The 21,814-nt window shown below is 68.8% G+C and carries 34 protein-coding genes; all 34 read right to left on the bottom strand.

The genetic code is table 11. The features are described 5' to 3' along the window. Nucleotides 1-29: 29 nt before the first annotated feature. Nucleotides 30-602 carry a 50S ribosomal protein L17 gene (gene rplQ, locus ACFTZA_RS06875; protein WP_378192150.1) on the bottom strand — a complete coding sequence of 191 codons (573 nt, stop codon included), beginning with the start codon at nucleotides 600-602 and terminating at the stop codon, nucleotides 30-32. An 84-nt stretch (nucleotides 603-686) separates the two neighbouring features. Beyond that, the gene (locus ACFTZA_RS06870; protein WP_378192148.1) at nucleotides 687-1,706 is read right to left on the bottom strand and encodes a DNA-directed RNA polymerase subunit alpha; all 1,020 of its coding nucleotides are present in this window, start codon (nucleotides 1,704-1,706) and stop codon (nucleotides 687-689) included. A 223-nt stretch (nucleotides 1,707-1,929) separates the two neighbouring features. Then, complete coding sequence (gene rpsK, locus ACFTZA_RS06865) at nucleotides 1,930-2,337, bottom strand: 30S ribosomal protein S11 (RefSeq protein WP_378192146.1); 408 nt, start codon at nucleotides 2,335-2,337, stop codon at nucleotides 1,930-1,932. A 93-nt stretch (nucleotides 2,338-2,430) separates the two neighbouring features. Continuing rightward, nucleotides 2,431-2,805 (bottom strand): 30S ribosomal protein S13, encoded by a 375-nt coding sequence (rpsM, locus tag ACFTZA_RS06860; RefSeq protein ID WP_378192145.1) that lies wholly within the window; start codon nucleotides 2,803-2,805, stop codon nucleotides 2,431-2,433. Nucleotides 2,806-3,032: 227 nt separating this feature from the next. Further along, nucleotides 3,033-3,146, bottom strand: coding sequence for a 50S ribosomal protein L36 (gene rpmJ / locus ACFTZA_RS06855; protein ID WP_003956441.1), 114 nt, complete (start codon nucleotides 3,144-3,146; stop codon nucleotides 3,033-3,035). Nucleotides 3,147-3,246: 100 nt separating this feature from the next. Then, nucleotides 3,247-3,468: a translation initiation factor IF-1 gene (gene infA / locus ACFTZA_RS06850; protein WP_012867920.1), complete on the bottom strand. Its 222-nt coding sequence runs from the start codon at nucleotides 3,466-3,468 to the stop codon at nucleotides 3,247-3,249. A 233-nt stretch (nucleotides 3,469-3,701) separates the two neighbouring features. After that, a complete protein-coding gene (gene map, locus ACFTZA_RS06845; protein WP_378192143.1) occupies nucleotides 3,702-4,538 on the bottom strand; it encodes a type I methionyl aminopeptidase in 837 nt (278 codons plus the stop codon). Nucleotides 4,539-4,600: 62 nt separating this feature from the next. After that, nucleotides 4,601-5,158 (bottom strand): adenylate kinase, encoded by a 558-nt coding sequence (locus ACFTZA_RS06840; protein WP_378192359.1) that lies wholly within the window; start codon nucleotides 5,156-5,158, stop codon nucleotides 4,601-4,603. A 41-nt stretch (nucleotides 5,159-5,199) separates the two neighbouring features. Further along, nucleotides 5,200-6,495 carry a preprotein translocase subunit SecY gene (gene secY, locus ACFTZA_RS06835; protein ID WP_378192141.1) on the bottom strand — a complete coding sequence of 432 codons (1,296 nt, stop codon included), beginning with the start codon at nucleotides 6,493-6,495 and terminating at the stop codon, nucleotides 5,200-5,202. 323 nt (nucleotides 6,496-6,818) lie between these two features. Beyond that, entirely contained in the window at nucleotides 6,819-7,334 is a 516-nt protein-coding gene (rplO, locus tag ACFTZA_RS06830) for a 50S ribosomal protein L15 (protein ID WP_378192139.1), read from the bottom strand. Between the two features lie 2 nt (nucleotides 7,335-7,336). Beyond that, on the bottom strand, nucleotides 7,337-7,519 hold the full coding sequence (rpmD, locus tag ACFTZA_RS06825) for a 50S ribosomal protein L30 (protein ID WP_069386384.1): 183 nt from the start codon (nucleotides 7,517-7,519) through the stop codon (nucleotides 7,337-7,339). Further along, entirely contained in the window at nucleotides 7,519-8,172 is a 654-nt protein-coding gene (gene rpsE, locus ACFTZA_RS06820) for a 30S ribosomal protein S5 (RefSeq protein ID WP_378192136.1), read from the bottom strand. The genes rpmD and rpsE overlap by 1 nt, the downstream gene beginning before the upstream one ends. Nucleotides 8,173-8,212: 40 nt before the next feature. Beyond that, nucleotides 8,213-8,584, bottom strand: coding sequence for a 50S ribosomal protein L18 (rplR, locus tag ACFTZA_RS06815; RefSeq protein WP_378192134.1), 372 nt, complete (start codon nucleotides 8,582-8,584; stop codon nucleotides 8,213-8,215). Between the two features lie 2 nt (nucleotides 8,585-8,586). Continuing rightward, on the bottom strand, nucleotides 8,587-9,123 hold the full coding sequence (gene rplF, locus ACFTZA_RS06810; RefSeq protein ID WP_378192132.1) for a 50S ribosomal protein L6: 537 nt from the start codon (nucleotides 9,121-9,123) through the stop codon (nucleotides 8,587-8,589). 20 nt (nucleotides 9,124-9,143) lie between these two features. After that, nucleotides 9,144-9,542 carry a 30S ribosomal protein S8 gene (rpsH, locus tag ACFTZA_RS06805; RefSeq protein WP_378192130.1) on the bottom strand — a complete coding sequence of 133 codons (399 nt, stop codon included), beginning with the start codon at nucleotides 9,540-9,542 and terminating at the stop codon, nucleotides 9,144-9,146. 79 nt (nucleotides 9,543-9,621) lie between these two features. Next, nucleotides 9,622-9,807, bottom strand: coding sequence for a type Z 30S ribosomal protein S14 (locus ACFTZA_RS06800; RefSeq protein ID WP_069386379.1), 186 nt, complete (start codon nucleotides 9,805-9,807; stop codon nucleotides 9,622-9,624). Nucleotide 9,808: 1 nt separating this feature from the next. After that, on the bottom strand, nucleotides 9,809-10,378 hold the full coding sequence (gene rplE, locus ACFTZA_RS06795; protein WP_378192127.1) for a 50S ribosomal protein L5: 570 nt from the start codon (nucleotides 10,376-10,378) through the stop codon (nucleotides 9,809-9,811). Further along, entirely contained in the window at nucleotides 10,378-10,719 is a 342-nt protein-coding gene (gene rplX / locus ACFTZA_RS06790) for a 50S ribosomal protein L24 (protein WP_075829214.1), read from the bottom strand. Before rplX ends, rplE begins: the two co-directional genes overlap by 1 nt. A 2-nt stretch (nucleotides 10,720-10,721) precedes the next feature. After that, nucleotides 10,722-11,090 carry a 50S ribosomal protein L14 gene (gene rplN, locus ACFTZA_RS06785; protein WP_021480431.1) on the bottom strand — a complete coding sequence of 123 codons (369 nt, stop codon included), beginning with the start codon at nucleotides 11,088-11,090 and terminating at the stop codon, nucleotides 10,722-10,724. A 224-nt stretch (nucleotides 11,091-11,314) separates the two neighbouring features. Next, nucleotides 11,315-11,611 (bottom strand): 30S ribosomal protein S17, encoded by a 297-nt coding sequence (gene rpsQ / locus ACFTZA_RS06780; RefSeq protein ID WP_378192124.1) that lies wholly within the window; start codon nucleotides 11,609-11,611, stop codon nucleotides 11,315-11,317. A gap of 11 nt (nucleotides 11,612-11,622) precedes the next feature. Beyond that, the gene (gene rpmC, locus ACFTZA_RS06775) at nucleotides 11,623-11,859 is read right to left on the bottom strand and encodes a 50S ribosomal protein L29 (protein ID WP_069386375.1); all 237 of its coding nucleotides are present in this window, start codon (nucleotides 11,857-11,859) and stop codon (nucleotides 11,623-11,625) included. Further along, nucleotides 11,859-12,278 (bottom strand): 50S ribosomal protein L16, encoded by a 420-nt coding sequence (gene rplP, locus ACFTZA_RS06770; RefSeq protein ID WP_069386374.1) that lies wholly within the window; start codon nucleotides 12,276-12,278, stop codon nucleotides 11,859-11,861. Before rplP ends, rpmC begins: the two co-directional genes overlap by 1 nt. Nucleotides 12,279-12,281: 3 nt before the next feature. Continuing rightward, on the bottom strand, nucleotides 12,282-13,121 hold the full coding sequence (gene rpsC, locus ACFTZA_RS06765; RefSeq protein ID WP_378192121.1) for a 30S ribosomal protein S3: 840 nt from the start codon (nucleotides 13,119-13,121) through the stop codon (nucleotides 12,282-12,284). Then, nucleotides 13,121-13,498: a 50S ribosomal protein L22 gene (gene rplV / locus ACFTZA_RS06760; RefSeq protein ID WP_378192119.1), complete on the bottom strand. Its 378-nt coding sequence runs from the start codon at nucleotides 13,496-13,498 to the stop codon at nucleotides 13,121-13,123. The genes rpsC and rplV overlap by 1 nt, the downstream gene beginning before the upstream one ends. 73 nt (nucleotides 13,499-13,571) lie before the next feature. Then, a complete protein-coding gene (gene rpsS / locus ACFTZA_RS06755) occupies nucleotides 13,572-13,853 on the bottom strand; it encodes a 30S ribosomal protein S19 (protein WP_075829208.1) in 282 nt (93 codons plus the stop codon). 15 nt (nucleotides 13,854-13,868) lie between these two features. Next, nucleotides 13,869-14,705, bottom strand: coding sequence for a 50S ribosomal protein L2 (rplB, locus tag ACFTZA_RS06750; RefSeq protein WP_378192116.1), 837 nt, complete (start codon nucleotides 14,703-14,705; stop codon nucleotides 13,869-13,871). Between the two features lie 31 nt (nucleotides 14,706-14,736). Continuing rightward, on the bottom strand, nucleotides 14,737-15,027 hold the full coding sequence (gene rplW, locus ACFTZA_RS06745) for a 50S ribosomal protein L23 (protein ID WP_378192114.1): 291 nt from the start codon (nucleotides 15,025-15,027) through the stop codon (nucleotides 14,737-14,739). After that, entirely contained in the window at nucleotides 15,024-15,737 is a 714-nt protein-coding gene (gene rplD, locus ACFTZA_RS06740; protein WP_378192112.1) for a 50S ribosomal protein L4, read from the bottom strand. Before rplD ends, rplW begins: the two co-directional genes overlap by 4 nt. Nucleotides 15,738-15,742: 5 nt before the next feature. Continuing rightward, nucleotides 15,743-16,405, bottom strand: a complete 663-nt coding sequence (gene rplC, locus ACFTZA_RS06735; protein WP_378192110.1) for a 50S ribosomal protein L3 — start codon at nucleotides 16,403-16,405, stop codon at nucleotides 15,743-15,745. Between the two features lie 14 nt (nucleotides 16,406-16,419). Beyond that, the gene (gene rpsJ / locus ACFTZA_RS06730; RefSeq protein WP_069387333.1) at nucleotides 16,420-16,728 is read right to left on the bottom strand and encodes a 30S ribosomal protein S10; all 309 of its coding nucleotides are present in this window, start codon (nucleotides 16,726-16,728) and stop codon (nucleotides 16,420-16,422) included. Between the two features lie 500 nt (nucleotides 16,729-17,228). Then, complete coding sequence (tuf, locus tag ACFTZA_RS06725; protein WP_378192108.1) at nucleotides 17,229-18,425, bottom strand: elongation factor Tu; 1,197 nt, start codon at nucleotides 18,423-18,425, stop codon at nucleotides 17,229-17,231. 127 nt (nucleotides 18,426-18,552) lie between these two features. Beyond that, nucleotides 18,553-20,655, bottom strand: coding sequence for an elongation factor G (gene fusA, locus ACFTZA_RS06720; protein ID WP_378192106.1), 2,103 nt, complete (start codon nucleotides 20,653-20,655; stop codon nucleotides 18,553-18,555). Nucleotides 20,656-20,767: 112 nt separating this feature from the next. Then, on the bottom strand, nucleotides 20,768-21,238 hold the full coding sequence (gene rpsG / locus ACFTZA_RS06715; protein WP_378192104.1) for a 30S ribosomal protein S7: 471 nt from the start codon (nucleotides 21,236-21,238) through the stop codon (nucleotides 20,768-20,770). After that, entirely contained in the window at nucleotides 21,238-21,612 is a 375-nt protein-coding gene (rpsL, locus tag ACFTZA_RS06710) for a 30S ribosomal protein S12 (RefSeq protein ID WP_021479869.1), read from the bottom strand. Before rpsL ends, rpsG begins: the two co-directional genes overlap by 1 nt. Nucleotides 21,613-21,814 lie beyond the last annotated feature (202 nt).

Below are 21,814 nucleotides of genomic sequence, written 5' to 3'. Positions count from 1 at the left end.
TCGGGCCCGTCGTCCGTGGAGCAGGAGGCTCAGGACTCCTTGGCCTCGTCGGCCTTCTCGTCCGCGGCGGGCGCGTCCTCGACAGGAGCGTCCTCGACCGTGGCGTCCTCCGCGACGGGCGCGTCCTCGACGGGCGCGTCCTCGACCGGGGCGTCGGCCTTCTTCGCCGGCTTGTCGGCCTTCTTCTTGCTCGACCTCTCCGCTGCCTTCTCCGCCTCGCGGACGACGGCCTGCTTCGGGCTCACCGGCTCGGTGACGAGCTCGATGACCGCGAGGGGCGCGTTGTCGCCCTTGCGCGTCCCGACCTTGGTGATGCGCGTGTACCCACCGTTGCGCTCCGCCATCTGCGGGGCGATCTCGGTGAACAGCGTGTGCACCACGGACTTGTCGCGCACGACGCGCAGCACGCGACGACGGGCGTGCAGGTCACCGCGCTTGGCGAAGGTGATGAGGCGCTCGGCCAGCGGGCGCAGGCGCTTCGCCTTCGTCTCGGTGGTCGTGATGCGGCCGTGCTCGAACAGCTGCGTGGACAGGTTCGCGAGGATCAGACGCTCGTGAGCCGGGCCACCGCCGAGCCGCGGGCCCTTGGTGGGGGTAGGCATGGGATGTGCTCCTTGAGAAGTGATCGCGGCCAGGAGGACTGTCCCGGACGCGCTGAAGGTGTGGAGTCGCCGGCCGCTGCCGGATCAGTACTGCTGCTCGGTGTCCGAGTACGTCGGCTCGTCCTCGTCGCCGTCGTAGTACGACGCGGCGGACGGGTCGAAGTCGAGCGGCGAGTCCTTGAGGGACAGGCCCAGCTCGGAGAGCTTCTCCTTGACCTCGTTGATGGACTTCGCACCGAAGTTGCGGATGTCCAGCAGGTCGGCCTCGCTGCGCGCGACCAGCTCACCCACCTGGTGGATGCCCTCGCGCTTGAGGCAGTTGTACGAGCGGATCGTGAGGTTGAGCTCCTCGATCGGCAGCGCGAGGTCCGCGGCGAGCGCCGCGTCCGTCGGCGACGGCCCGATCTCGATGCCCTCGGCCTCGACGTTGAGCTCGCGGGCCAGCCCGAACAGCTCGACGAGCGTCTTGCCCGCGGACGCGAGGGCGTCGCGCGGCGAGATCGCCGCCTTCGTCTCGACGTCGACGACCAGCTTGTCGAAGTCCGTGCGCTGCTCGACGCGGGTCGCCTCGACCTTGTACGTCACCTTGAGGACGGGCGAGTAGATCGAGTCGACCGGGATGCGGCCGATCTCGCCGTCGAACGACTTGTTCTGCGCCGCGGACACGTAACCGCGGCCGCGCTCGACGGTGAGCTCGATCTCGAGCTTGCCCTTGTCGTTCAGGGTGGCGATGTGCAGGTCCGGGTTGTGGACCTCCACGCCCGCCGGCGGGACGATGTCCGCAGCGGTGACCGCGCCAGCGCCCTGCTTGCGCAGGTACATCACGACGGGCTCGTCGTTCTCCGAGGAGACGACGAGGTTCTTGATGTTGAGGATGATCTCGGTGACGTCCTCCTTGACACCCGGCACGGTGGTGAACTCGTGGAGCACACCGTCGATCCGGATGGAGGTCACCGCCGCGCCCGGGATGGACGACAGCAGCGTGCGACGCAGCGAGTTGCCGAGCGTGTAGCCGAAGCCCGGCTCCAGCGGCTCGATGGAGAAGCGCGAACGGTTCTCCGCGATGACCTCTTCGGTCAAGGTGGGGCGCTGTGCGATCAGCACTGGTGGTTTCCTTTCGGTGAGCGTCCGCCATATGACGCTGCACGGTTCAGGGCGAGGTGCGCGCCTGCGGCGCGCGGTCCCCGGCGGGACTCTGTCCACCCGGCCGGGAAGGAGGGGGCGTGGCCGTCGGGGCGCGGGTCACCCGGACGGCCCGGCGCCGTCGACGGTCCCGGCGTGCGCGAGGCACCCCGGGACCGTCGACGGCTCCGTGCCGAGGACGTCGTCAGACGCGGCGACGCTTCGGCGGACGGCAGCCGTTGTGCGCCTGCGGCGTCACGTCCTGGATCGAGCCGACCTCGAGGCCCGTGGCCTGGAGGGAGCGGATCGCGGTCTCGCGGCCGGAGCCGGGACCCTTGACGAAGACGTCGACCTTCTTCACGCCGTGCTCCTGCGCGCGGCGCGCCGCGGACTCCGCGGCGAGCTGAGCGGCGAACGGCGTGGACTTGCGGGAGCCCTTGAAGCCGACGTGGCCGGCCGAGGCCCACGAGATGACGGCGCCCGTCGGGTCCGTGATCGACACGATCGTGTTGTTGAAGGTGCTCTTGATGTGCGCCTGGCCGTGGGGGACGTTCTTCTTGTCCTTGCGGCGCGGCTTGCGCGAGCCGGAGGCGGCGCGAGTCTTGGGAGGCATGTGCTGGTTCTCTCCTGGTCTGAGGTGGTCGGACCGCGGCGGCGGGCGGCTCGCTGGTGAGCGCGCGCCCGGGCCCGCACGGCGGACTGCTGCTTAGCGGGCCTTCTTCTTGCCGGCCACGGTGCGCTTCGGCCCCTTGCGGGTACGCGCGTTGGTCTTCGTGCGCTGACCGCGCACGGGAAGGCCGCGGCGGTGGCGCAGCCCCTGGTAGGTGCCGATCTCGACCTTGCGGCGGATGTCGGCGGCCACCTCACGACGGAGGTCACCCTCGAGCTTGAAGCTGCCCTCGAGGTAGTCGCGGAGCGCGACGAGCTCGGCGTCGCCGAGGTCCTTCACGCGCAGGTCCGGGCTGATGCCCGTCGCCGACAGCGTCTGCTGCGCGCGGGTACGGCCGACGCCGTAGATGTAGGTGAGCGCAACCTCGAGCCGCTTGTCGCGGGGGAGGTCGACGCCGATGAGACGTGCCATGTGCCTTCCGGCTCCTCGTACTTCGTTCGGAGGTCTGTCGCGCCGCCCTCCCGCGGGGACCCGCGGGCCCCGGCCTCCGAGCCGGGGGTTCCCCCGCCGCCTGGTGCGAGCCGCGGAGCGGCTGCCGCAGGAACGGGTTCGTGGTGGTGCGCTGGTGGGCGCCCGCCGACCGGCGGGCCTCCCGGTGATCCGGCCCGGGGGCCGTCACCCGTGGCGCAGGCGAGGGCTCAGCCCTGGCGCTGCTTGTGCCGCAGGTTGTCGCAGATCACCATGACGCGACCGTGCCGGCGGATCACCTTGCACTTGTCGCAGATCTTCTTGACGCTCGGCTTGACCTTCATCAGTGTTCCCTCAGTGGTGCTCCCGACGTCGTGCGCGACCGACCGGGGCGTGCCCGGAGGTCCGACGGCGGTGGCTGGTCGAGTGATGGACGCGTGGCGACTACTTGTAGCGGTAGACGATGCGGCCGCGGGACAGGTCGTACGGGCTGAGCTCGACCACGACCCGGTCCTCGGGAAGGATCCGGATGTAGTGCTGGCGCATCTTGCCCGAGATGTGCGCGAGAACCTTGTGGCCGTTGGCCAGCTCCACGCGGAACATCGCGTTCGGCAGGGCCTCGACCACGCTGCCCTCGATCTCGATGACACCGTCCTTCTTTGCCATGTCCTCCGCTAACTCTCGTCTGAACTGCTCGGTCTCCACGCGCGCGGGACCCGCCCGTGTGCGTGGATCGTCGTGTGGAGCCCCGCACCGACGCCGCCTCCTCGACCACGTGGTCGATCGGCAGCGCGCGTCGGACAGCACGGACTACACCCAACGGTCTATCCTACGGCATCCGGCAAGGCTCGCGAAACTCGATCGGTGCCCGGTCCTGCCGCGGTGTCCGGGACCGACGCTCAGCCGGCCAGCGGGGCGATCTCGACGCCTCGGGCAGCGAGCTCCTCCTGCCCGCCGTCCACCGCGGTGAGCACCCAGATGCCGTCCTCCAGGATCGCGACGCTGTGCTCCCAGTGCGCGGAACGAGAGCCGTCGTCGGTCACGACGGTCCAGTCGTCCTCGCAGACCTGGGTGAGCCGTTCCCCGCGCGTGAGCATCGGCTCGATCGCGAGGCACATCCCCGGCCGCAGCCGTGGCCCGCGCTCGCGCGTGCGGTGGTTCGGGACGTCGGGGGGCTGGTGCATCGCGGACCCGATGCCATGTCCGACGTACTCCTCGACGATGCCGAAGACCACGCCCGAGCGCGTCCCCGAGTCACGCACCGAGTCCTCGATCGCGGCTCCGACGCCACCGAGACGTTCGCTCGTGGCGAGCGCGGCGATCCCGTCCCACATCGCGCGCCGCGTCGCCTCGACGAGCGCCTCGTCCGCCGGGTCGGCCTGGCCGAGGACGAACGACGTGGCGGAGTCGCCGTGCCACCCGTCCACGACGGCGCCGCAGTCGACCGACACGACGTCGCCGCTGCGCAGCTCGCGCGGCCCCGGGATGCCGTGCACGACCTCGTCGTTGACGGAGACGCACAGCGTCGCCGGGTATCCCTCGTAGCCGAGGAACGACGACGTCGCCCCCGCGTCCGCGATGACCGCGGCGGCGAGCTCGTCGAGGTCGCTCGTCGTCATGCCAGGACGGACGGCGCCGCGCACGGCCTCCAGCGCCTGGGCGACCACGAGCCCCGCGCGCCGCATGGCGCGCACCTGGTCGTGCGTCTTGTACTCGATGCGTTCGCGACCGAACACGGTGCTCCCACTCCCCGACCCGCGGGCGCGGGCGGCGCGACGCCGCCCGAACGCCGCAGGTGTCAGCCGACCGCCGGCGCGAGCGCCGCGACGACACGCTCCGTGACGTCCTCGATCTCGCCGATCCCGTCGACGCGCACGAGCAGGCCGCGCTCGGCGTAGGCGGTGGTGAGCGGCGCGGTCTGCTCCTCGTAGATGTCCAGCCGCCGCGCGATCGTCTCCGCGGTGTCGTCCTCCCGGCCCTCGATCTCGGCGCGACGCGCGAGCCGGGCGAGCAGCTCGTCGCGGTCGGCGGTGAGCTCCACGACGCCGTCCAGGGACCACCCGAGGTCGGCGAGGATCGCGTCGAGCTCCGTGACCTGAGCGGCGTTGCGCGGGTAGCCGTCGAGGATGAAGCCGTTCGCGACGTCGTCCTGCGCGAGGCGGTCGCGCACCATCGCGTTCGTGACGGAGTCCGGGACGAGCTCGCCCTTCGCCGTGTACTCCTGCGCGAGCCGGCCGAGCTCGGTGCCGCCCTTGATGTTGGCCCGGAAGATGTCTCCGGTGGAGATCGCGGGGACGGCGAGGTGCTCGGCGAGGCGTGCCGCCTGGGTGCCCTTGCCGGCACCCTGCGGGCCCATGATGACCAGCCGCGCGTGGCGCGGCGTGCTGGTGGTGCTGCTCAACGGAGGAACCCTTCGTAGTGGCGCTGCTGCAGCTGGGAGTCGATCTGCTTGACCGTCTCCAGCCCGACACCGACCACGATGATGATCGACGCGCCACCGAACGGGATGTTCGTGCTCAGGCCGAGCCCGATGAGGACGAGCGTCGGCAGGAGGGCGACGAGCGCGAGGTAGATGGAGCCCGCGGACGTGATGCGGGTGATGACGTAGTCGAGGTACTCGGCGGTCGGCCGTCCGGCGCGGATGCCGGGGATGAAGCCGCCGTACTTCTTCATGTTGTCCGCGACCTCGTCCGGGTTGAACGTGATCGCCGTGTAGAAGAAGCAGAAGAACAGGATCATCGCGACGTAGAGCGCGAGGTGCAGCGGCGCCGCCGGGTCGGCGAGGTGCGTGCTGATCCACACGACCCAGCCGGCCGTCTGGTCGCCGAACTGCGCGATGAGGCCCGGGACCGCGAGCAGCGAGGCCGCGAAGATCACCGGGATGACGCCCGCCATGTTGATCTTGATCGGGATGTAGGTGCTCGAGCCGCCGTACATGCGCCGGCCCACCATGCGCTTCGCGTACTGCACCGGGATGCGGCGCTGCGACTGCTCGACGAAGACCACGAGGCCCACGACGACGACGATGACCGCGATCATGATGATGAAGTTCACCGCGCCGTTCGCACCGCCGGCGATCGACCACAGCGCCGTCGGGAAGCTCGCCGCGATCGACGTGAAGATCAGCAGCGACATGCCGTTGCCGACGCCGCGCTCGGTGATGAGCTCGCCGAGCCACATGATCAGGCCCGTGCCGGCGGTCATCGTGATCACCATGAGCGCCAGCGTGGTGAAGCTGCCGTCGGGGATGACGTCGACGGAGCAGCCCTGGAAGAGCAAGCCGTTGCGAGCCGTCGTGATGACGGTCGTCGACTGGAGGATCGCGAGCGCGATCGTCAGGTAGCGCGTGTACTGCGTGAGCTTCGCCTGCCCCGACTGGCCCTCCTTGTGCAGGGCCTCGAAGCGAGGGATCACCACGCGCAGCAGCTGCACGATGATGCTCGCCGTGATGTACGGCATGATGCCGAGCGCGAAGATCGACAGCTGGAGCAGCGCGCCGCCGCTGAACAGGTTGACCAGGCCGAGCAGGTCGTTGTTCTGCGACTCGGCGATGCACTGCTGCACGTTGGGGTAGTCCACGCCCGGGGTGGGGATGAACGAGCCCACCCGGAAGATCGCCATGATCGCGATCGTGAACAGCAGCTTGCGCCGCAGGTCAGGCGTCCGGAAAGCCCGGGCGAATGCGCTGAGCACCTATCCTCCTGGCCCGCCGAGGCGGGAAGTCGTGTCGCCGGGAGGCCCGGCGAGGTGTGACGCACGGCACCGGCGCCAAGAGGCACCCTAACCGTTGCGCCGCGTCGTACGGCAATTCGGTGTCCGCCGACCGAGCGGTCGGGCGTCCGTCCGACGGTGGACGGGGAACCGGTCGGCGCACCGACCGACGGACCGAGCGGCAGTCTAGCCGTGCCCGCCGTGGGGGCAGGACCGTGACCGGTCCGGCAGCCCGGGGCCATGGCTGCCCCGGGACGCGGACAGGGCCGACGGCGCACGTGCGCCACCGGCCCTGTCCGTGGTCGTCAGTCCTCCGAGACCGAACCGCCCGCCGCGAGGATCTTCTCGCGGGCCGAGCCCGAGAGGGCGTCGACCGCGACCTCGAGCTTGACGGTGATCTCCCCCGTGCCCAGCACCTTCACCGGCTGGCCCTTGCGGACCGCGCCCTTCGCGACGAGATCCTCGACGGTGACGGAGCCACCCTCGGGGTACAGCGCCGCGAGCTTGTCCAGGTTGACGACCTGGTACTCGGTGCGGAACGGGTTCTTGAAGCCCCGCAGCTTCGGAAGGCGCATGTGCAGAGGCATCTGCCCACCCTCGAAGCGCTCGGGCACCTGGTAACGAGCCTTCGTACCCTTGGTACCGCGGCCCGCCGTCTTACCCTTCGACGCCTCACCACGACCCACGCGGGTCTTGGCCTTCTTGGCGCCGGGGGCCGGACGCAGGTGGTGGACCTTGAGGGTGCCGCCGGCACCCTGCTCGCCCTCGGCCGCCTTCGTCTGCGGAGCCTCGGCGGTCTTCTTCGTGGCCTTCTCAGCCATCGTCACTCGACCTCCTCAACGGTGACGAGGTGCGCCACCGTCGCGACCATGCCGCGGATCTCCGGGCGGTCCTCCTTCACGGCGGTGTCGCCGATCCGCTTGAGGCCCAGAGTGCGCAGCGTGTCGCGCTGGTTCTGCTTGCCGCCGATGGCGGACTTCTTCTGGGTCACCTTGAGCCTGGCCATCAGGCGCTCACCCCCGCAGCACGGGCACGCAGGAGCGCGGCCGGGGCCACGTCCTCGAGCGGCAGGCCACGGCGCGCGGCAACAGCCTCGGGCTGCTCCAGGCCGCGCAGCGCCGCCACCGTCGCGTGCACGATGTTGATCGCGTTGGACGAGCCGAGCGACTTGCTCAGCACGTCGTGGATGCCTGCGCACTCCAGCACGGCGCGCACCGGACCACCGGCGATCACACCGGTACCCGGCGAGGCCGGACGCAGGAAGACGACGCCGGCGGCGGCCTCACCCTGGATGGGGTGCGGGATGGTGCCCTGGATGCGCGGGACCTTGAAGAAGTTCTTCTTGGCCTCCTCGACACCCTTGGCGATCGCCGCGGGCACCTCCTTCGCCTTGCCGTAGCCGACGCCGACGGTGCCGTCGCCGTCGCCCACCACGACGAGCGCGGTGAAGCTGAAGCGACGGCCGCCCTTGACGACCTTGGAGACGCGGTTGATGGTGACGACGCGCTCGACGAAGGCGTTCTTCTCGGCTGCGTCGCCGCGGCGACCGTCACGGCGGTTGTCGCGACGGTTGTCACGGCCCCCGCGGGAGTTCTGGTCGCTCGACTCGTTGGCGGCACCCGTGGGGGCGCCGGTGTTGCTGCGCTGCCCTGCAGCCATCAGAGAATCCTTTGCTTCCGTGTGCGGATGGTCGACGTCGTCACAGGGCCAGACCGCCCTCGCGGGCGCCGTCGGCGACCGCAGCGACCCGACCGTGGTACTTGTTGCCACCGCGGTCGAACACGACGGAGTCGACGCCCTGGGCCTTCGCCCGCTCGGCGACGAGCTCGCCGACCCGACGGGCCTTGGCGCTCTTGTCGCCGTCGAGCGCGCGCAGGTCCGCCTCGAGAGAGGAGGCCGACGCGAGGGTCTGACCGATCGTGTCGTCGACGACCTGGGCCGTGATGTGGCGCGTGGAGCGCGTCACCACGAGGCGCGGACGAGCGGCGGTCCCCTTGATCTTCTTGCGAAGGCGCAGGTGGCGGCGCTGACGCGCGACGGCCTTGCCCTTGCCGAGAACCTTCAGAGCCATCGTTACTTACCAGCCTTTCCGACCTTGCGGCGGACGACCTCGCCGGCGTAACGCACACCCTTGCCCTTGTACGGCTCGGGCTTGCGGATCTTGCGGATGTTCGCCGCGACCTCGCCGACCTGCTGCTTGTCGATGCCGGAAACGGAGAACTTCGTCGGGCTCTCGACCGCGAACGTGATGCCCGCCGGCGGCGAGACGACCACCGGGTGGCTGAACCCGAGCGCGAACTCGAGGTCCGAGCCCTTCGCGGTCACGCGGTAACCCGTGCCCACGATCTCGAGCTTCTTCTCGTAGCCCTGCGTCACGCCCTGGACGATGTTCGCCAGCAGGGTGCGGGTGAGGCCGTGCAGCGAGCGGGACTCGCGCTCGTCGTCCGGGCGCGTCACCACGAGGGTGCCGTCCTCCTGGGCGACCTTGATGGGGGCGGGCACCGCGTGCTCGAGAGAGCCCTTGGGGCCCTTCACGGTCACGAGCGCGCCGCTGATGGTGACGTCCACGCCGGTCGGGACCGGAACGGGGAGCTTGCCGATTCGAGACATTGGCGTATCTCCTTTCCGGATTACCAGACGTAGGCGAGGACTTCGCCGCCCACGCCCTTCGTGGCGGCCTGCTTGTCGGTCAGGAGGCCGGAGGACGTGGACAGGATCGCCACGCCCAGGCCGCCGAGGACCTTGGGCAGGTTGGTGGACTTCGCGTAGACGCGCAGGCCGGGCTTCGACACGCGGCGCACGCCGGCGAGGCTGCGCTCACGGTTCGGGCCGAACTTGAGCTGGATGGTGAGCGTCTTGCCCACCCTCGCGTCCTCGACGCTCCAGCCGGCGATGTAGCCCTCGGCCTGGAGGATCTCGGCGATGTGCGACTTCAGCTTCGAGTGCGGCATGGAGACCACATCGTGGTAGGCCGAGTTCGCGTTGCGCAGACGCGTCAGCATGTCTGCGATCGGGTCGGTCATCGTCATCGGGCTTCAGCCCTTCCTCGTCGGGGTATCCCGGCGGGTCCGCGCGCAGCGCGCCCCGCCGGGACCGGCGACGTAGTTGTTACCAGCTGCTCTTGGTGACGCCGGGAAGCTCACCACGGTGTGCCATCTCGCGCAGGCAGATGCGGCACAGGCCGAACTTGCGGTACACCGAGTGCGGACGACCGCACCGCTGGCACCGGGTGTAGGCGCGGACCGCGAACTTCGGCTTGGCGGCCGCCTTGTTGATCAGGGCCTTCTTCGCCATGTCAGCTCTCCTTGAAGGGGAAACCGAGACGGCGCAGCAGGGAGCGGCCCTCGTCGTCGGTCGTCGCCGTGGTCACGATCGTGATGTCCATGCCGCGGACACGGTCGATCTTGTCCTGGTCGATCTCGTGGAACATCGACTGCTCCGTGAGGCCGAACGTGTAGTTGCCGTGGCCGTCGAACTGCTTGGGCGACAGGCCGCGGAAGTCGCGGATGCGCGGCAGGGCGATCGACAGGAGACGGTCGAGGAACTCCCACATGCGGTCGCCGCGCAGCGTGACGTGCGCGCCGATCGGCATGCCCTCGCGCAGCTTGAACTGCGCGATGGACTTGCGGGCCTTCGTCACCTGCGGCTTCTGGCCGGTGATCGCGGACAGGTCGCGGATGGCGCCCTCGATGAGCTTCGAGTCCTTGGCCGCGTCACCGACGCCCATGTTCACGACGATCTTCGTGACGCGGGCGACCTGGTTGACGTTCTCGTGCCCGAACTCCTCGCGCAGGCCGACGACGATCTCGTCGCGGTAGCGCTGCTTGAGGCGCGGGACCTCGGGGGCTGCGATATCGGTGCTCATCAGATGTCCTTACCGGAGCGCTTGGCGACGCGCACACGCACGGTGCGCTGGCGGCCGTCACGCTCGACCTCTTCGGTGCGGTACCCGACGCGGGTGCCCTTCTTGGTCTCCGGGTCGACGACCATCACGTTGCTGACGTGGATCGGTGCCTCGACGGTCTCGATGCCACCGGTGCGCGTGCCGCGCTGCGACTGGCCGACCTTGGTGTGCTTCGTGACGCGCTGGACGCCCTCGACGACCAGGCGGTCGCTGTCCTTGAGGACCTCGAGGACGCGGCCCTGCTTGCCCTTGTCCTTGCCCGCGATGACGACCACGAGGTCGCCCTTCTTGATCTTCGCCATGGTCAGAGCACCTCCGGAGCCAGCGAGATGATCTTCATGAACCGCTTGTCGCGCAGCTCACGGCCGACGGGGCCGAAGATGCGCGTGCCGCGCGGCTCGCCGTCGTTCTTGAGGATCACGGCCGCGTTCTCGTCGAACTTGATGTAGGAACCGTCCGGACGACGGCGCTCCTTGGCGGTGCGGACGACGACAGCCTTGACGACGTCGCCCTTCTTCACGTTGCCGCCCGGGATCGCGTCCTTGACGGTGGCGACGATGACGTCACCGATTCCGGCGTAGCGACGGCCCGAGCCACCGAGAACACGGATGCAGAGAATCTCCTTCGCACCCGTGTTGTCGGCGACACGAAGTCGCGACTCCTGCTGGATCATGTGTGTACTCCTGTCGTCGAGCCGGTTCTCGCCGGTGGGCGAGCCTTGCCGAACGGATAGCTGTCAGTGCCGGGTCCCTCGCGGGTGAACCGGCCAGGTCGCGGGGCGGTTCGCCCGCGGTCCTGTCCTCACTGGTTGCCGCACCTCGGTGCGGCACGAGAACGGTCGTGGCGGGCGGACAGTGCCGTCCGCCACGACCGTGCCTGTCGGCGAACCGTCAGACCTTACTTGGCCTTCTCGAGAATCTCCACCAGGCGCCACCGCTTGGTCGCGGACAGCGGGCGGGTCTCCATGATGACCACGAGGTCGCCGACGCCGGCGGTGTTCTGCTCGTCGTGCGCCTTGACCTTGCTCGTGCGCCGGATGACCTTGCCGTAGAGCGGGTGCTTGACCCGGTCCTCGACCTCGACCACCACGGTCTTGTCCATCTTGTCGCTCACGACGTAGCCGCGGCGCGTCTTGCGGTTGGCACGCGCAGCGGCGGCCTCGTCCACAGGAACGTTCGTTGCGTTCTCGCTCATTCCAGCCTCACTCACTCGGCGCTCGGCGCAGTACGGATACCGAGCTCGCGCTCACGCAGGATCGTGTAGATCCGCGCGATGTCGCGACGGACGGCCTTGAGGCGCCCGTGGCTCTCCAGCTGGCCGGTGGCCGACTGGAAGCGGAGGTTGAACAGCTCCTCCTTGGCCTTCTTCAGCTCGGCGACGAGCTTCTCGTCGTCGAAGGCGTCCAGGTCCGTGGGGGCGAGCCCCTTCGTTCCGACAGCCATCAGTTGCCACCACCCTCGCGCACCACGAAACGGCACTTCATCGGGAGCTTGTGGATCGCGCGGCGCATGGCCTCGCGAGCCAGCGGCTCCGGGACACCGGCCAGCTCGAAGACGATGCGGCCGGGCTTGACGTTGGCGACCCACCACTCGGGCGAGCCCTTGCCGGAGCCCATGCGGGTCTCGGCGGGCTTCTTGGTCAGCGGGCGGTCCGGGTAGATGTTGATCCAGACCTTGCCGCCACGCTTGATGTGGCGGGTCATCGCGATACGAGCAGCCTCGATCTGACGGTTCGTGACGTACGCCGGCTCGAGAGCCTGGATGCCGTACTCACCGAACGAGATCTGGGTGCCACCCTTCGCCGCGCCGGAGCGCGACGGGTGGTGCTGCTTGCGGTGCTTGAGCCTGCGCGGGATCAGCATGACTCAGGCCTCCGTTCCGGTCTCAGGGGCCTGCTGAGCGCCCTCCGTGGCCGGGGCCTGCTCGGCCGCCGGTGCCTCGGGAGCCGCGCTCCGCTCGCCCGAACGCTCGGGACGACGCCCACCACGGCGGTCGCCACGGTCGCCGCGAGGGCCACCGCGACCCTGACGAGGAGCGGCCGTCGCCTGCTGCGCAGCCCACTCCTTCTCCGTCATGTCGCCCTTGTAGATCCAGACCTTGACGCCGATGCGGCCGAAGGTCGTGCGGGCCTCGAAGAAGCCGTAGTCGATGTTCGCGCGGAGCGTGTGCAGCGGCACACGACCCTCGCGGTAGAACTCCGACCGGCTCATCTCCGCGCCACCGAGGCGGCCGGAGACCTGCACGCGGATGCCCTTCGCGCCGGCACGCTGCGCGGACTGGATGCCCTTGCGCATGGCACGACGGAACGAGACACGGCTCGCGAGCTGCTCGGCGATGCCCTGGGCCACGAGCTGAGAGTCGATCTCGGCGTTCTTGACCTCGAGGATGTTGAGCTGCACCTGCTTGCCGGTGAGCTTCTCCAGCTCGCCGCGGATGCGGTCCGCCTCGGCGCCGCGGCGGCCGATGACGATACCGGGACGTGCCGTGTGGATGTCCACGCGGACGCGGTCACGGGTGCGCTCGATCTCGACCTTGGAGATGCCTGCGCGCTCGAGACCGGTGCTCATGAGCTTGCGGATCTGGACGTCCTCGCGGACGTAGTCGCGGTACCGCTGGCCGGGCTTGGTGCTGTCGGCGAACCAGCGCGACCGGTGGTCGGTGGTGATGCCGAGGCGGTACCCGTGCGGGTGAACCTTCTGTCCCACTATCGGGTCCCTTCCTTGTTCTCACGCTGCGTCTTCGGCGCGAGGACCACGGTGATGTGGCTCGTGCGCTTGAGGATGCGGTTCGCGCGGCCCTGGGCACGCGGGCGGAAACGCTTGAGGGTCGGACCCTCGTCGACGAACGCCTCACGCACGACGAGCTCCTGCTCCTCGAACGCGACGCTCGCGCGGTCGGCCTTCACCCGGGCGTTGGCGATGGCGCTCTCCACGACCTTGCGGACGGGCTCGCTCGCCGCCTGCGGTGCGAACTTCAGCACCGCGACGGCCTCGGAGGCCTGCTTGCCACGGATGAGGTCCACGACGCGCCGGGCCTTCTGGGGCGTGACACGGACGAACCGCGCCTGCGCCTTGGCTTCCATTGCTGTCCTGCCTTCTTGTCTTGTGACCGTCAGGAGCACGTCACTGCTGTTCTCGCGGGCCGGGGCCCACGAGTCAGCGGCGACGGCCCTTCTTGTCGTCCTTCACGTGGCCGCGGAAGGTCCGCGTGGGAGCGAACTCGCCGAGCTTGTGGCCGACCATCGCCTCGGTGACGAACACCGGGGTGTGCTTGCGGCCGTCGTGCACGGCGAAGGTGTGACCGAGGAAGTCGGGCGTGATGACCGACCGACGGGACCAGGTCTTGATGACGTTCTTGGTCCCCTTCTCGTTCTGAGCGTCCACCTTCTTCTGCAGGTGGTCGTCGACGAAGGGGCCCTTCTTCAGGCTACGAGGCATGTCTCCAGGCTCCTATCAGCGCTTCTTGCCGGTGCGGCGGCGGCGAACGATCAGCTTGTCGCTCGGCTTGTTCGGGCGGCGGGTGCGACCCTCCGGCTGGCCCCACGGGCTCACCGGGTGACGACCACCAGAGGTCTTGCCCTCACCACCACCGTGCGGGTGGTCGATCGGGTTCATCGCCACACCGCGGACGGTCGGGCGCTTGCCCTTCCAGCGCATGCGGCCGGCCTTGCCCCAGTTGATGTTCGACTGCTCGGCGTTGCCCACCTCGCCGACCGTCGCGCGGCAGCGCAGGTCGACGTTGCGGATCTCGCCGGAGGGCATGCGCAGCTGCGCGTACGGGCCGTCCTTGGCGACGAGCTGGACCGATGCGCCGGCCGAACGGGCGATCTTCGCGCCGCCACCGGGCTTGAGCTCGATGGCGTGGATGACCGTACCGGTCGGGATGTTGCGCAGCGGCAGGTTGTTGCCGGGCTTGATGTCGGCCCCGGCACCGTTCTCGACGACGTCGCCCTGCTTGAGCCGGCTCGGCGCGAGGATGTAGCGCTTCTCGCCGTCCGCGTAGTGCAGGAGCGCGATGCGCGCCGTGCGGTTGGGGTCGTACTCGATGTGAGCGACCTTCGCGGGCACGCCGTCCTTGTCGTGACGACGGAAGTCGATGACACGGTACGCGCGCTTGTGGCCACCGCCCTTGTGCCGGGTGGTGATGCGGCCGGAGCTGTTGCGACCACCGCTCTTGGAGAGCGGGCGGACCAGAGACTTCTCCGGCTGCGAGCGCGTGATCTCGGCGAAGTCGGCGACGCTCGAGCCGCGGCGGCCGGGCGTCGTCGGCTTGTACTTACGGATTCCCATGGGGATCTGTCCTCAATCTGCTCTCGTCGGCTCAGCCGAAGATGTCGATCGTGCCCTCGCGGAGGGTGACGATCGCACGCTTGGTGTCCTTGCGCTTGCCCAGGCCGAAACGCGTGCGACGCGTCTTGCCCTTGCGGTTGATCGTGTTCACCGAGGCGACCTTGACGTCGAAGATCTGCTCGATCGCGATCTTGATCTCGGTCTTGTTGCTCCGCGGGTCGACGATGAACGTGTACTTGCCCTCGTCGAGCAGGCCGTAGCTCTTCTCGGAGACGACCGGCGCGAGGATCACGTCACGGGGGTCCTTGGTCACGGTGGTCACTTCGCGGCCTCCTCGGCAGCAGTCTCGTCCGCCTCGGTGGAGGTTGCGACGGCCTTCGCGGAGCGACCCTTGACCGGGCCGGCCAGGAACGCGTCGAGCGCGCCCTGCGTGAAGACGACGTCGTCCGAGACGAGGACGTCGTAGGTGTTGAGCTGGTCGGCCACCAGGAGGTGCACCTGCTCGACGTTCCGCAGCGACTTGATCGTCAGGTCGTCTCCGCGCTCGGTGACGACGAGGACGTGCTTGCGCCCGGAGAGCTTGGCGAGCGTCGCGAGGGCCGTGCGGGTCGACGGGGTGCCGTCGACGCCGAACCCCGTGACGACGTGCACGCGCCCGTGGCGCGCGCGGTCGGACAGGGCACCGCGCAGAGCGGCGGCCTTCATCTTCTTGGGCGTCCGCTGGTCGTACGAGCGCGGCGTCGGGCCGTGGACGGTGCCACCGCCGGCGAACTGGGGCGCGCGGATCGAGCCCTGACGGGCGCGGCCGGTGCCCTTCTGCTTGTACGGCTTCTTGCCACCACCGCGGACCTCGCCGCGGGTCTTGGTGTCGTGCGTGCCCTGGCGCGCGGCGGCGCGCTGCGCGACGACGACCTGGTGGATCAGCGGGACGTTCGTCTCGACGTCGAACACCTCCGCGGGGAGCTCGGCGGTGCCGGCCTTCGCGCCGTTCGCGTCGAGGACGTCGACGGTCAGTGCGGTCTGCTCAGCCATGGGGTTCACGCTCCCTTCGCGGCGCTGCGCACGAGGACGACGCCGCCCTTGGGGCCGGGGACGGCGCCCTTGACGAGCAGCAGCCCCTTCTCGACGTCGACCGCGTGGACGGTCAGGTTCTGGGTGGTCTGGCGGGCGTTGCCCATGCGACCGGCCATGCGCAGGCCCTTGAAGACGCGCGACGGGGTCGACGCCCCACCGATCGAGCCGGGCTTGCGGTGGTTGCGGTGGGCACCGTGCGAGGCGCCGACGCCGGCGAAGCCGTGACGCTTCATGACACCGGCGGTCCCCTTGCCCTTGGTCGTGCCCACGACGTCGACCACGGTGCCGGCCTCGAAGGCCTCGGCGGTGATCTCCTGGCCGAGCGTGTACTCGGCGGCGTCGGAGGTGCGGACCTCGGCCACGTGGCGGCGCGGCGTGACGCCGGCCTTCTCGAAGTGGCCCTTGAGGGGCTTGGTGACCTTGCGCGGGTCGATCTGCCCGTAGGCGAGCTGGACCGCGGCGTAGCCGTCGGCGTCAGCCGTACGGACCTGCGTGACGACGTTGGTGCCGACCGCGACGACGGTCACGGGCACGAGGCGACCGGCCTCGTCCCAGAGCTGCGTCATCCCGAGCTTGGTGCCGAGCACGGCCGTGACCGGGCGGGCGTTCTGCTGGGGGGTAGTCATGATGTCCTCCAGCCTCAGAGCTTGATCTCGATGTTCACGTCGGCCGGCAGGTCGAGACGCATGAGCGAGTCGACGGCCTTCGGCGTGGGGTCGATGATGTCGATCAGCCGCTTGTGCGTGCGCATCTCGAAGTGCTCGCGGCTGTCCTTGTACTTGTGAGGCGACCGGATGACGGTGAAGACGTTCTTCTCCGTCGGCAGCGGCACCGGACCCACGACCGTTGCACCAGCGCGCGTCACCGTGTCGACGATCTTGCGCGCCGAGCTGTCGATGACCTCGTGGTCGTAGGACTTGAGCCGGATGCGGATCTTCTGTCCCGCCATGGCGTCGTCTGACTCTCTCTCTCGAACCGCTAGCTGTCCGGCCCCCGCGCTCGGGCGTGTCGCTGATTCGCGTCGCACCTGGGCGCACACGCCGGAAGACGCGGGGCCGTTGGATATGTGGACCACCGCGCACCGTGCTCTCGCACGACGCCGCAGCATGACCACAACGTTTGTCGAGCCTGGTCGGAACGTGCGTTCCGCGGGGTACTCGATCCGTGTCGACAGAGAGCTCAACCCGCAGACCCGGGCCCGAGGCCCCGGCGTCCGTCCCCGCGGAGCGAGGACCGGTTCAACACACTGTTCGACACGTGAAAGAGCGCGCCCGTGACAGGCAACCTGAACAGTCTGCCACACGGATCCTCAGGAGTCCAAGTCGGGCTCTCGCCGGCCCTCCCCCGCCCCGGGCGTCCGCCTGTGCCGACCGCCTCGGTCGCAGCACGAAGGCCCGGCACCTCGCGGTGCCGGGCCTTCGTGAGGAGCTGCCGAGGGGCAGCGTCAGATCACTTGTTGATCTTGGTGACGCGGCCCGAGCCCACGGTGCGGCCACCCTCACGGATGGCGAAGCCGAGGCCCTCCTCCATGGCGATCGGCTGGATGAGCTCGACCGTCATCTCGGTGTTGTCGCCGGGCATGACCATCTCGGTGCCCTCGGGCAGCGTGATGACGCCGGTGACGTCCGTCGTGCGGAAGTAGAACTGCGGACGGTAGTTCGAGTAGAACGGGTTGTGACGGCCGCCCTCGTCCTTGCCCAGGATGTAGACCTGCGCCTCGAAGTTCGTGTGCGGGGTGATCGAACCCGGCTTCACGACGACCTGGCCACGCTCGACGTCCTCGCGCTTGATGCCGCGCAGGAGCAGACCCGTGTTGTCACCGGCCTGCGCCTGGTCCATCTGCTTGTGGAACGTCTCGATGCCCGTGACCGTGGTCTTCTGGGGCGCGCGGATGCCGACGATCTCGACGTCCGAGTTGAGGTCGAGCGTGCCACGCTCCACCTTGCCCGTGACGACGGTGCCACGACCGGTGATCGTGAAGACGTCCTCGACCGGCATGAGGAACGGCTTGTCGAGCTCGCGCTGCGGCTCGGGCACGTTCTCGTCCACGGCCTCCATGAGCTCGATGACCTTCGCGGTCCACTCGGGGTCGCCCTCGAGCGCCTTGAGGCCCGACACGCGCACGACCGGCGCGTTGTCGCCGTCGAACTCCTGCGAGGAGAGGAGCTCGCGCACCTCCATCTCGACGAGCTCGAGGATCTCCTCGTCGTCGACCATGTCGGCCTTGTTGAGCGCCACGAGCAGGTACGGCACGCCGACCTGGCGGGCGAGCAGCACGTGCTCGCGCGTCTGCGCCATCGGACCGTCGGTCGCGGCGACCACGAGGATCGCGCCGTCCATCTGGGCGGCACCGGTGATCATGTTCTTGATGTAGTCGGCGTGACCAGGAGCGTCGACGTGCGCGTAGTGACGCTTCGGCGTCTCGTACTCGATGTGCGCGATGTTGATCGTGATACCGCGCTGCTTCTCCTCGGGAGCCGCGTCGATCTCGTCGAAGTTGCGCTGCACGTTCGCCGGCAGGTCCGGGTACTTGTCCGCGAGCGTCTTCGAGATCGCCGCCGTCAGCGTCGTCTTACCGTGGTCGACGTGACCGATGGTGCCGATGTTGACGTGCGGCTTGGTCCGCTCGAACTTGGCCTTAGCCACTGGGGTCCTCCTGGGACTTGGGTAGATGTGCCGAACGTTGCGAATGTCGACCGAGAGATCCTACATCCGCGGGGCGTTGCGGTTTCCTACAGGTTGATGGTTGTGCGGGTCTTCGACCTGTGGGGACTCACTCGCCCCGGGTCTTCTTGATGATCTCGTCGGCAACGTTCCGAGGAACCTCGGCGTAGCTGTCGAACTGCATCGAGTACACGGCGCGCCCCTGCGTCTTGGACCGGAGGTCACCGATGTACCCGAACATCTCTGACAACGGTACTTGCGCCCGGACGACCTTCACACCCGTGGCGTCCTCCATGGACTGGATCATTCCACGACGTGAGTTGATGTCGCCGATGACGTCGCCCATGTACTCCTCGGGCGTGCGCACCTCGACCGCCATCACCGGCTCCAGCAGAACCGGGTCAGCCCGCTTGACGCCCTCCTTGAGGACCATCGAGCCGGCAATCTTGAACGCCATCTCCGACGAGTCGACCTCGTGGTAGGCGCCGTCGAGCAGGGTCGCCTTCACCCCGACCAGCGGGAAGCCGGCGAGCACGCCGAGCTCCATCGCGGACTGGATGCCGGCGTCGACGCTCGGGATGTACTCGCGCGGGATGCGACCACCGGTGACGGCGTTCTCGAACTCGTAGAGCTCGTTCTCGCTGGTGTCGAGCGGCTCGAAGGTCACCTGGACCTTCGCGAACTGCCCGGAGCCACCGGTCTGCTTCTTGTGCGTGTAGTCGATCTTCTCCGCCTTGCGACGGATCGTCTCGCGGTACGCGACCTGCGGCTTGCCGACGTTCGCCTCGACCTTGAACTCGCGACGCATGCGGTCCACGAGGATGTCGAGGTGCAGCTCGCCCATACCGCCGATGACGGTCTGGCCGGTCTCGTCGTCCAGCTTGACGCGGAACGTCGGGTCCTCCTCGGCGAGCTTCTGGATCGCCGTGGAGAGCTTCTCCTGGTCCGCCTTCGTCTTCGGCTCGATCGCGACGTCGATGACGGGCTCCGGGAACGTCATCGACTCGAGGATCACCGGGTTCGCCGGGTCCGTGAGCGTGTCGCCCGTCGTGACGTCCTTGAGGCCGATGAACGCGTAGATGTGCCCCGCGGTGGCGTCGGGGACCGGGTTCTCCTTGTTGGAGTGCATCTGGAAGAGCTTGCCGATGCGCTCCTTCTTGCCCTTCGTCGAATTGAGCACCTGGGCGCCCTGCTCGACCTTGCCCGAGTAGACGCGGACATAGGTGAGCTTGCCGAAGAACGGGTGCGAGGCGACCTTGAACGCCAGCGCGGAGAAGGGCTCGGTCGCGTCGGGGTGACGCTCGACGACCTTCTCCTCGTCCTTGACGTCGTGGCCCTCGATCGCGGGGACGTCGAGCGGCGACGGCAGGTAGTCGATGACCGCGTCGAGCATGGGCTGCACGCCCTTGTTCTTGAACGCGGAACCGCACAGGACCGGGAACGCCTCGCCCGCGATGACGAGCTTGCGGATGCCCGACTTGAGCTCCGCGACGGTCAGCTCCTCACCGCCGAGGTACTTCTCGAGCAGGTCCTCGTCGGCCTCGGCGACGGCCTCGACCAGCTCGCTGCGGTACTGCGCGGCCCGCTCCTGCAGGTCGGCCGGGATCTCCTCGGTGTCGTACGCCTCACCGAGCTTCGTCTCGCCGTGCCAGACGAGCGCCTTCATCTCGAGCAGGTCGACGACGCCGGTGAAGTCGTTCTCCGAGCCGATCGGCAGCTGGATGACGAGCGGCTTCGCCTTGAGGCGGTTCACGATCGTGTCGACCGTGAAGTAGAAGTCCGCGCCGAGCTTGTCCATCTTGTTGACGAAGCAGATGCGCGGCACGTTGTACTTGTCCGCCTGGCGCCACACCGTCTCCGACTGCGGCTCCACGCCCTCCTTGCCGTCGAAGACCGCGACGGCGCCGTCGAGCACGCGCAGCGAGCGCTCGACCTCGACCGTGAAGTCGACGTGGCCGGGCGTGTCGATGATGTTGATCTGGTTGTTCTTCCAGTAGCAGGTCGTCGCGGCCGACGTGATCGTGATGCCGCGCTCCTGCTCCTGCTCCATCCAGTCCATCGTCGACGCGCCGTCGTGCGTCTCACCGATCTTGTAGTTCACACCCGTGTAGAACAGGATGCGCTCGGTGGTCGTGGTCTTACCGGCATCGATGTGGGCCATGATGCCGATGTTGCGGACCTTGTTCAGGTCGGTCAGCACGTCAAGTGCCACGGTCTGTTTCCCTCGCTAGATGGGTTGAGTCGGGGGCGCTGCTCGACCGGTGTCGCCGGCCGGAGACCCGCCGACGGCCCCGGGGACAGGTCCACGGGGCCGTCCGGGCGGACTACCAGCGGTAGTGGGCGAAGGCCTTGTTGGACTCCGCCATCTTGTGCATGTCCTCGCGACGCTTGACCGCGGCGCCGAGGCCGTTGCTGGCGTCGAGGATCTCGTTCATGAGGCGCTCGGTCATCGTCTTCTCGCGGCGGGCGCGCGAGTAGTCCGTGAGCCAGCGCAGCGCGAGGGTCGTGGCGCGCGCCGGGCGCACCTCGACGGGGACCTGGTAGGTCGCGCCGCCGACGCGGCGGGAGCGCACCTCGAGCGCAGGACGCACGTTCTCGAGCGCGCGCTTGAGGACGACGACCGGGTCACCGTCGGTCTTCGACCGGACGCCCTCGAGGGCGCCGTAGACGATCGACTCCGCGGTCGACTTCTTGCCGTCCATGAGCACCTTGTTGATGAGCTGCGTCACGACGGGAGACCCGTAGACCGGGTCGATGATGAGCGGCCGCTTCGGGGCCGGGCCCTTGCGAGGCATCAGCTCTTCTCCTTCTTCGCGCCGTAGCGGCTGCGCGCCTGCTTGCGGTTCTTCACGCCCTGCGTGTCGAGCGCGCCGCGCACGATCTTGTAGCGCACACCCGGGAGGTCCTTCACACGACCGCCGCGCACGAGCACGATGGAGTGCTCCTGGAGGTTGTGGCCGACGCCGGGGATGTAGGCCGTGACCTCGACCTGGGAGGAGAGCTTCACGCGAGCGACCTTGCGCAGCGCGGAGTTCGGCTTCTTCGGGGTGGTGGTGTACACGCGCGTGCACACACCGCGCCGCTGCGGGGAACCCTTGAGGGCGGGGGTCTTCGACTTCCCCACCTTCGAGGTCCGCCCCTTGCGGACGAGCTGCTGGATCGTAGGCACTACGTCTCCGTGTCTTCTCGAGCTGTGCCGGGGCTATCCCCGGTGGTGGTCGTGCTGGCTGGTGGAGCCGATCGCACGAGGCACCCGCAGCGCTCGACACGCTGCAGCAGCCACCTACCACCGGCCCGATGGTCCTTCACCTGGCCTTCGGGCGCGTGACGTCCCCAGGACCGGATCCGGAATGCCCGGGCACTCACATCGG

The sequence above is a fragment of the Cellulosimicrobium sp. NPDC057127 genome (genome assembly GCF_042670945.1).
Taxonomy (GTDB): Bacteria; Actinomycetota; Actinomycetes; order Actinomycetales; family Cellulomonadaceae; genus Cellulosimicrobium.
The sequence above is the reverse complement of the archived record's forward strand: the minus strand, read 5'-3'. Positions and strand labels throughout refer to the sequence as shown.

Excerpts from the sequence above, each read along its gene's own strand:
- rplQ (WP_378192150.1), bottom strand. The coding sequence starts at position 602 with ATGCCTACCCCCACCAAGGGCCCGCGGCTCGGCGGTGGCCCGGCTCAC.
- rpsK (WP_378192146.1), bottom strand. The coding sequence starts at position 2,337 with ATGCCTCCCAAGACTCGCGCCGCCTCCGGCTCGCGCAAGCCGCGCCGC.
- rpsM (WP_378192145.1), bottom strand. The coding sequence starts at position 2,805 with ATGGCACGTCTCATCGGCGTCGACCTCCCCCGCGACAAGCGGCTCGAG.
- rpmJ (WP_003956441.1), bottom strand. The coding sequence starts at position 3,146 with ATGAAGGTCAAGCCGAGCGTCAAGAAGATCTGCGACAAGTGCAAGGTG.
- infA (WP_012867920.1), bottom strand. The coding sequence starts at position 3,468 with ATGGCAAAGAAGGACGGTGTCATCGAGATCGAGGGCAGCGTGGTCGAG.
- ACFTZA_RS06840 (WP_378192359.1), bottom strand. The coding sequence starts at position 5,158 with ATGGGCCCGCAGGGTGCCGGCAAGGGCACCCAGGCGGCACGCCTCGCC.
- rplO (WP_378192139.1), bottom strand. The coding sequence starts at position 7,334 with ATGGCTGAGAAGGCCACGAAGAAGACCGCCGAGGCTCCGCAGACGAAG.
- rpmD (WP_069386384.1), bottom strand. The coding sequence starts at position 7,519 with ATGGCCAGGCTCAAGGTGACCCAGAAGAAGTCCGCCATCGGCGGCAAG.
- rpsE (WP_378192136.1), bottom strand. The coding sequence starts at position 8,172 with ATGGCTGCAGGGCAGCGCAGCAACACCGGCGCCCCCACGGGTGCCGCC.
- rplR (WP_378192134.1), bottom strand. The coding sequence starts at position 8,584 with ATGGCTCTGAAGGTTCTCGGCAAGGGCAAGGCCGTCGCGCGTCAGCGC.
- rplF (WP_378192132.1), bottom strand. The coding sequence starts at position 9,123 with ATGTCTCGAATCGGCAAGCTCCCCGTTCCGGTCCCGACCGGCGTGGAC.
- rpsH (WP_378192130.1), bottom strand. The coding sequence starts at position 9,542 with ATGACGATGACCGACCCGATCGCAGACATGCTGACGCGTCTGCGCAAC.
- ACFTZA_RS06800 (WP_069386379.1), bottom strand. The coding sequence starts at position 9,807 with ATGGCGAAGAAGGCCCTGATCAACAAGGCGGCCGCCAAGCCGAAGTTC.
- rplE (WP_378192127.1), bottom strand. The coding sequence starts at position 10,378 with ATGAGCACCGATATCGCAGCCCCCGAGGTCCCGCGCCTCAAGCAGCGC.
- rplX (WP_075829214.1), bottom strand. The coding sequence starts at position 10,719 with ATGGCGAAGATCAAGAAGGGCGACCTCGTGGTCGTCATCGCGGGCAAG.
- rplN (WP_021480431.1), bottom strand. The coding sequence starts at position 11,090 with ATGATCCAGCAGGAGTCGCGACTTCGTGTCGCCGACAACACGGGTGCG.
- rpsQ (WP_378192124.1), bottom strand. The coding sequence starts at position 11,611 with ATGAGCGAGAACGCAACGAACGTTCCTGTGGACGAGGCCGCCGCTGCG.
- rpmC (WP_069386375.1), bottom strand. The coding sequence starts at position 11,859 with ATGGCTGTCGGAACGAAGGGGCTCGCCCCCACGGACCTGGACGCCTTC.
- rplP (WP_069386374.1), bottom strand. The coding sequence starts at position 12,278 with ATGCTGATCCCGCGCAGGCTCAAGCACCGCAAGCAGCACCACCCGTCG.
- rplV (WP_378192119.1), bottom strand. The coding sequence starts at position 13,498 with ATGGAAGCCAAGGCGCAGGCGCGGTTCGTCCGTGTCACGCCCCAGAAG.
- rpsS (WP_075829208.1), bottom strand. The coding sequence starts at position 13,853 with ATGCCTCGTAGCCTGAAGAAGGGCCCCTTCGTCGACGACCACCTGCAG.
- rplB (WP_378192116.1), bottom strand. The coding sequence starts at position 14,705 with ATGGGAATCCGTAAGTACAAGCCGACGACGCCCGGCCGCCGCGGCTCG.
- rplD (WP_378192112.1), bottom strand. The coding sequence starts at position 15,737 with ATGGCTGAGCAGACCGCACTGACCGTCGACGTCCTCGACGCGAACGGC.
- rplC (WP_378192110.1), bottom strand. The coding sequence starts at position 16,405 with ATGACTACCCCCCAGCAGAACGCCCGCCCGGTCACGGCCGTGCTCGGC.
- rpsJ (WP_069387333.1), bottom strand. The coding sequence starts at position 16,728 with ATGGCGGGACAGAAGATCCGCATCCGGCTCAAGTCCTACGACCACGAG.
- rpsG (WP_378192104.1), bottom strand. The coding sequence starts at position 21,238 with ATGCCTCGCAAGGGCCCGGCCCCGAAGCGGCCGCTCATCATCGACCCG.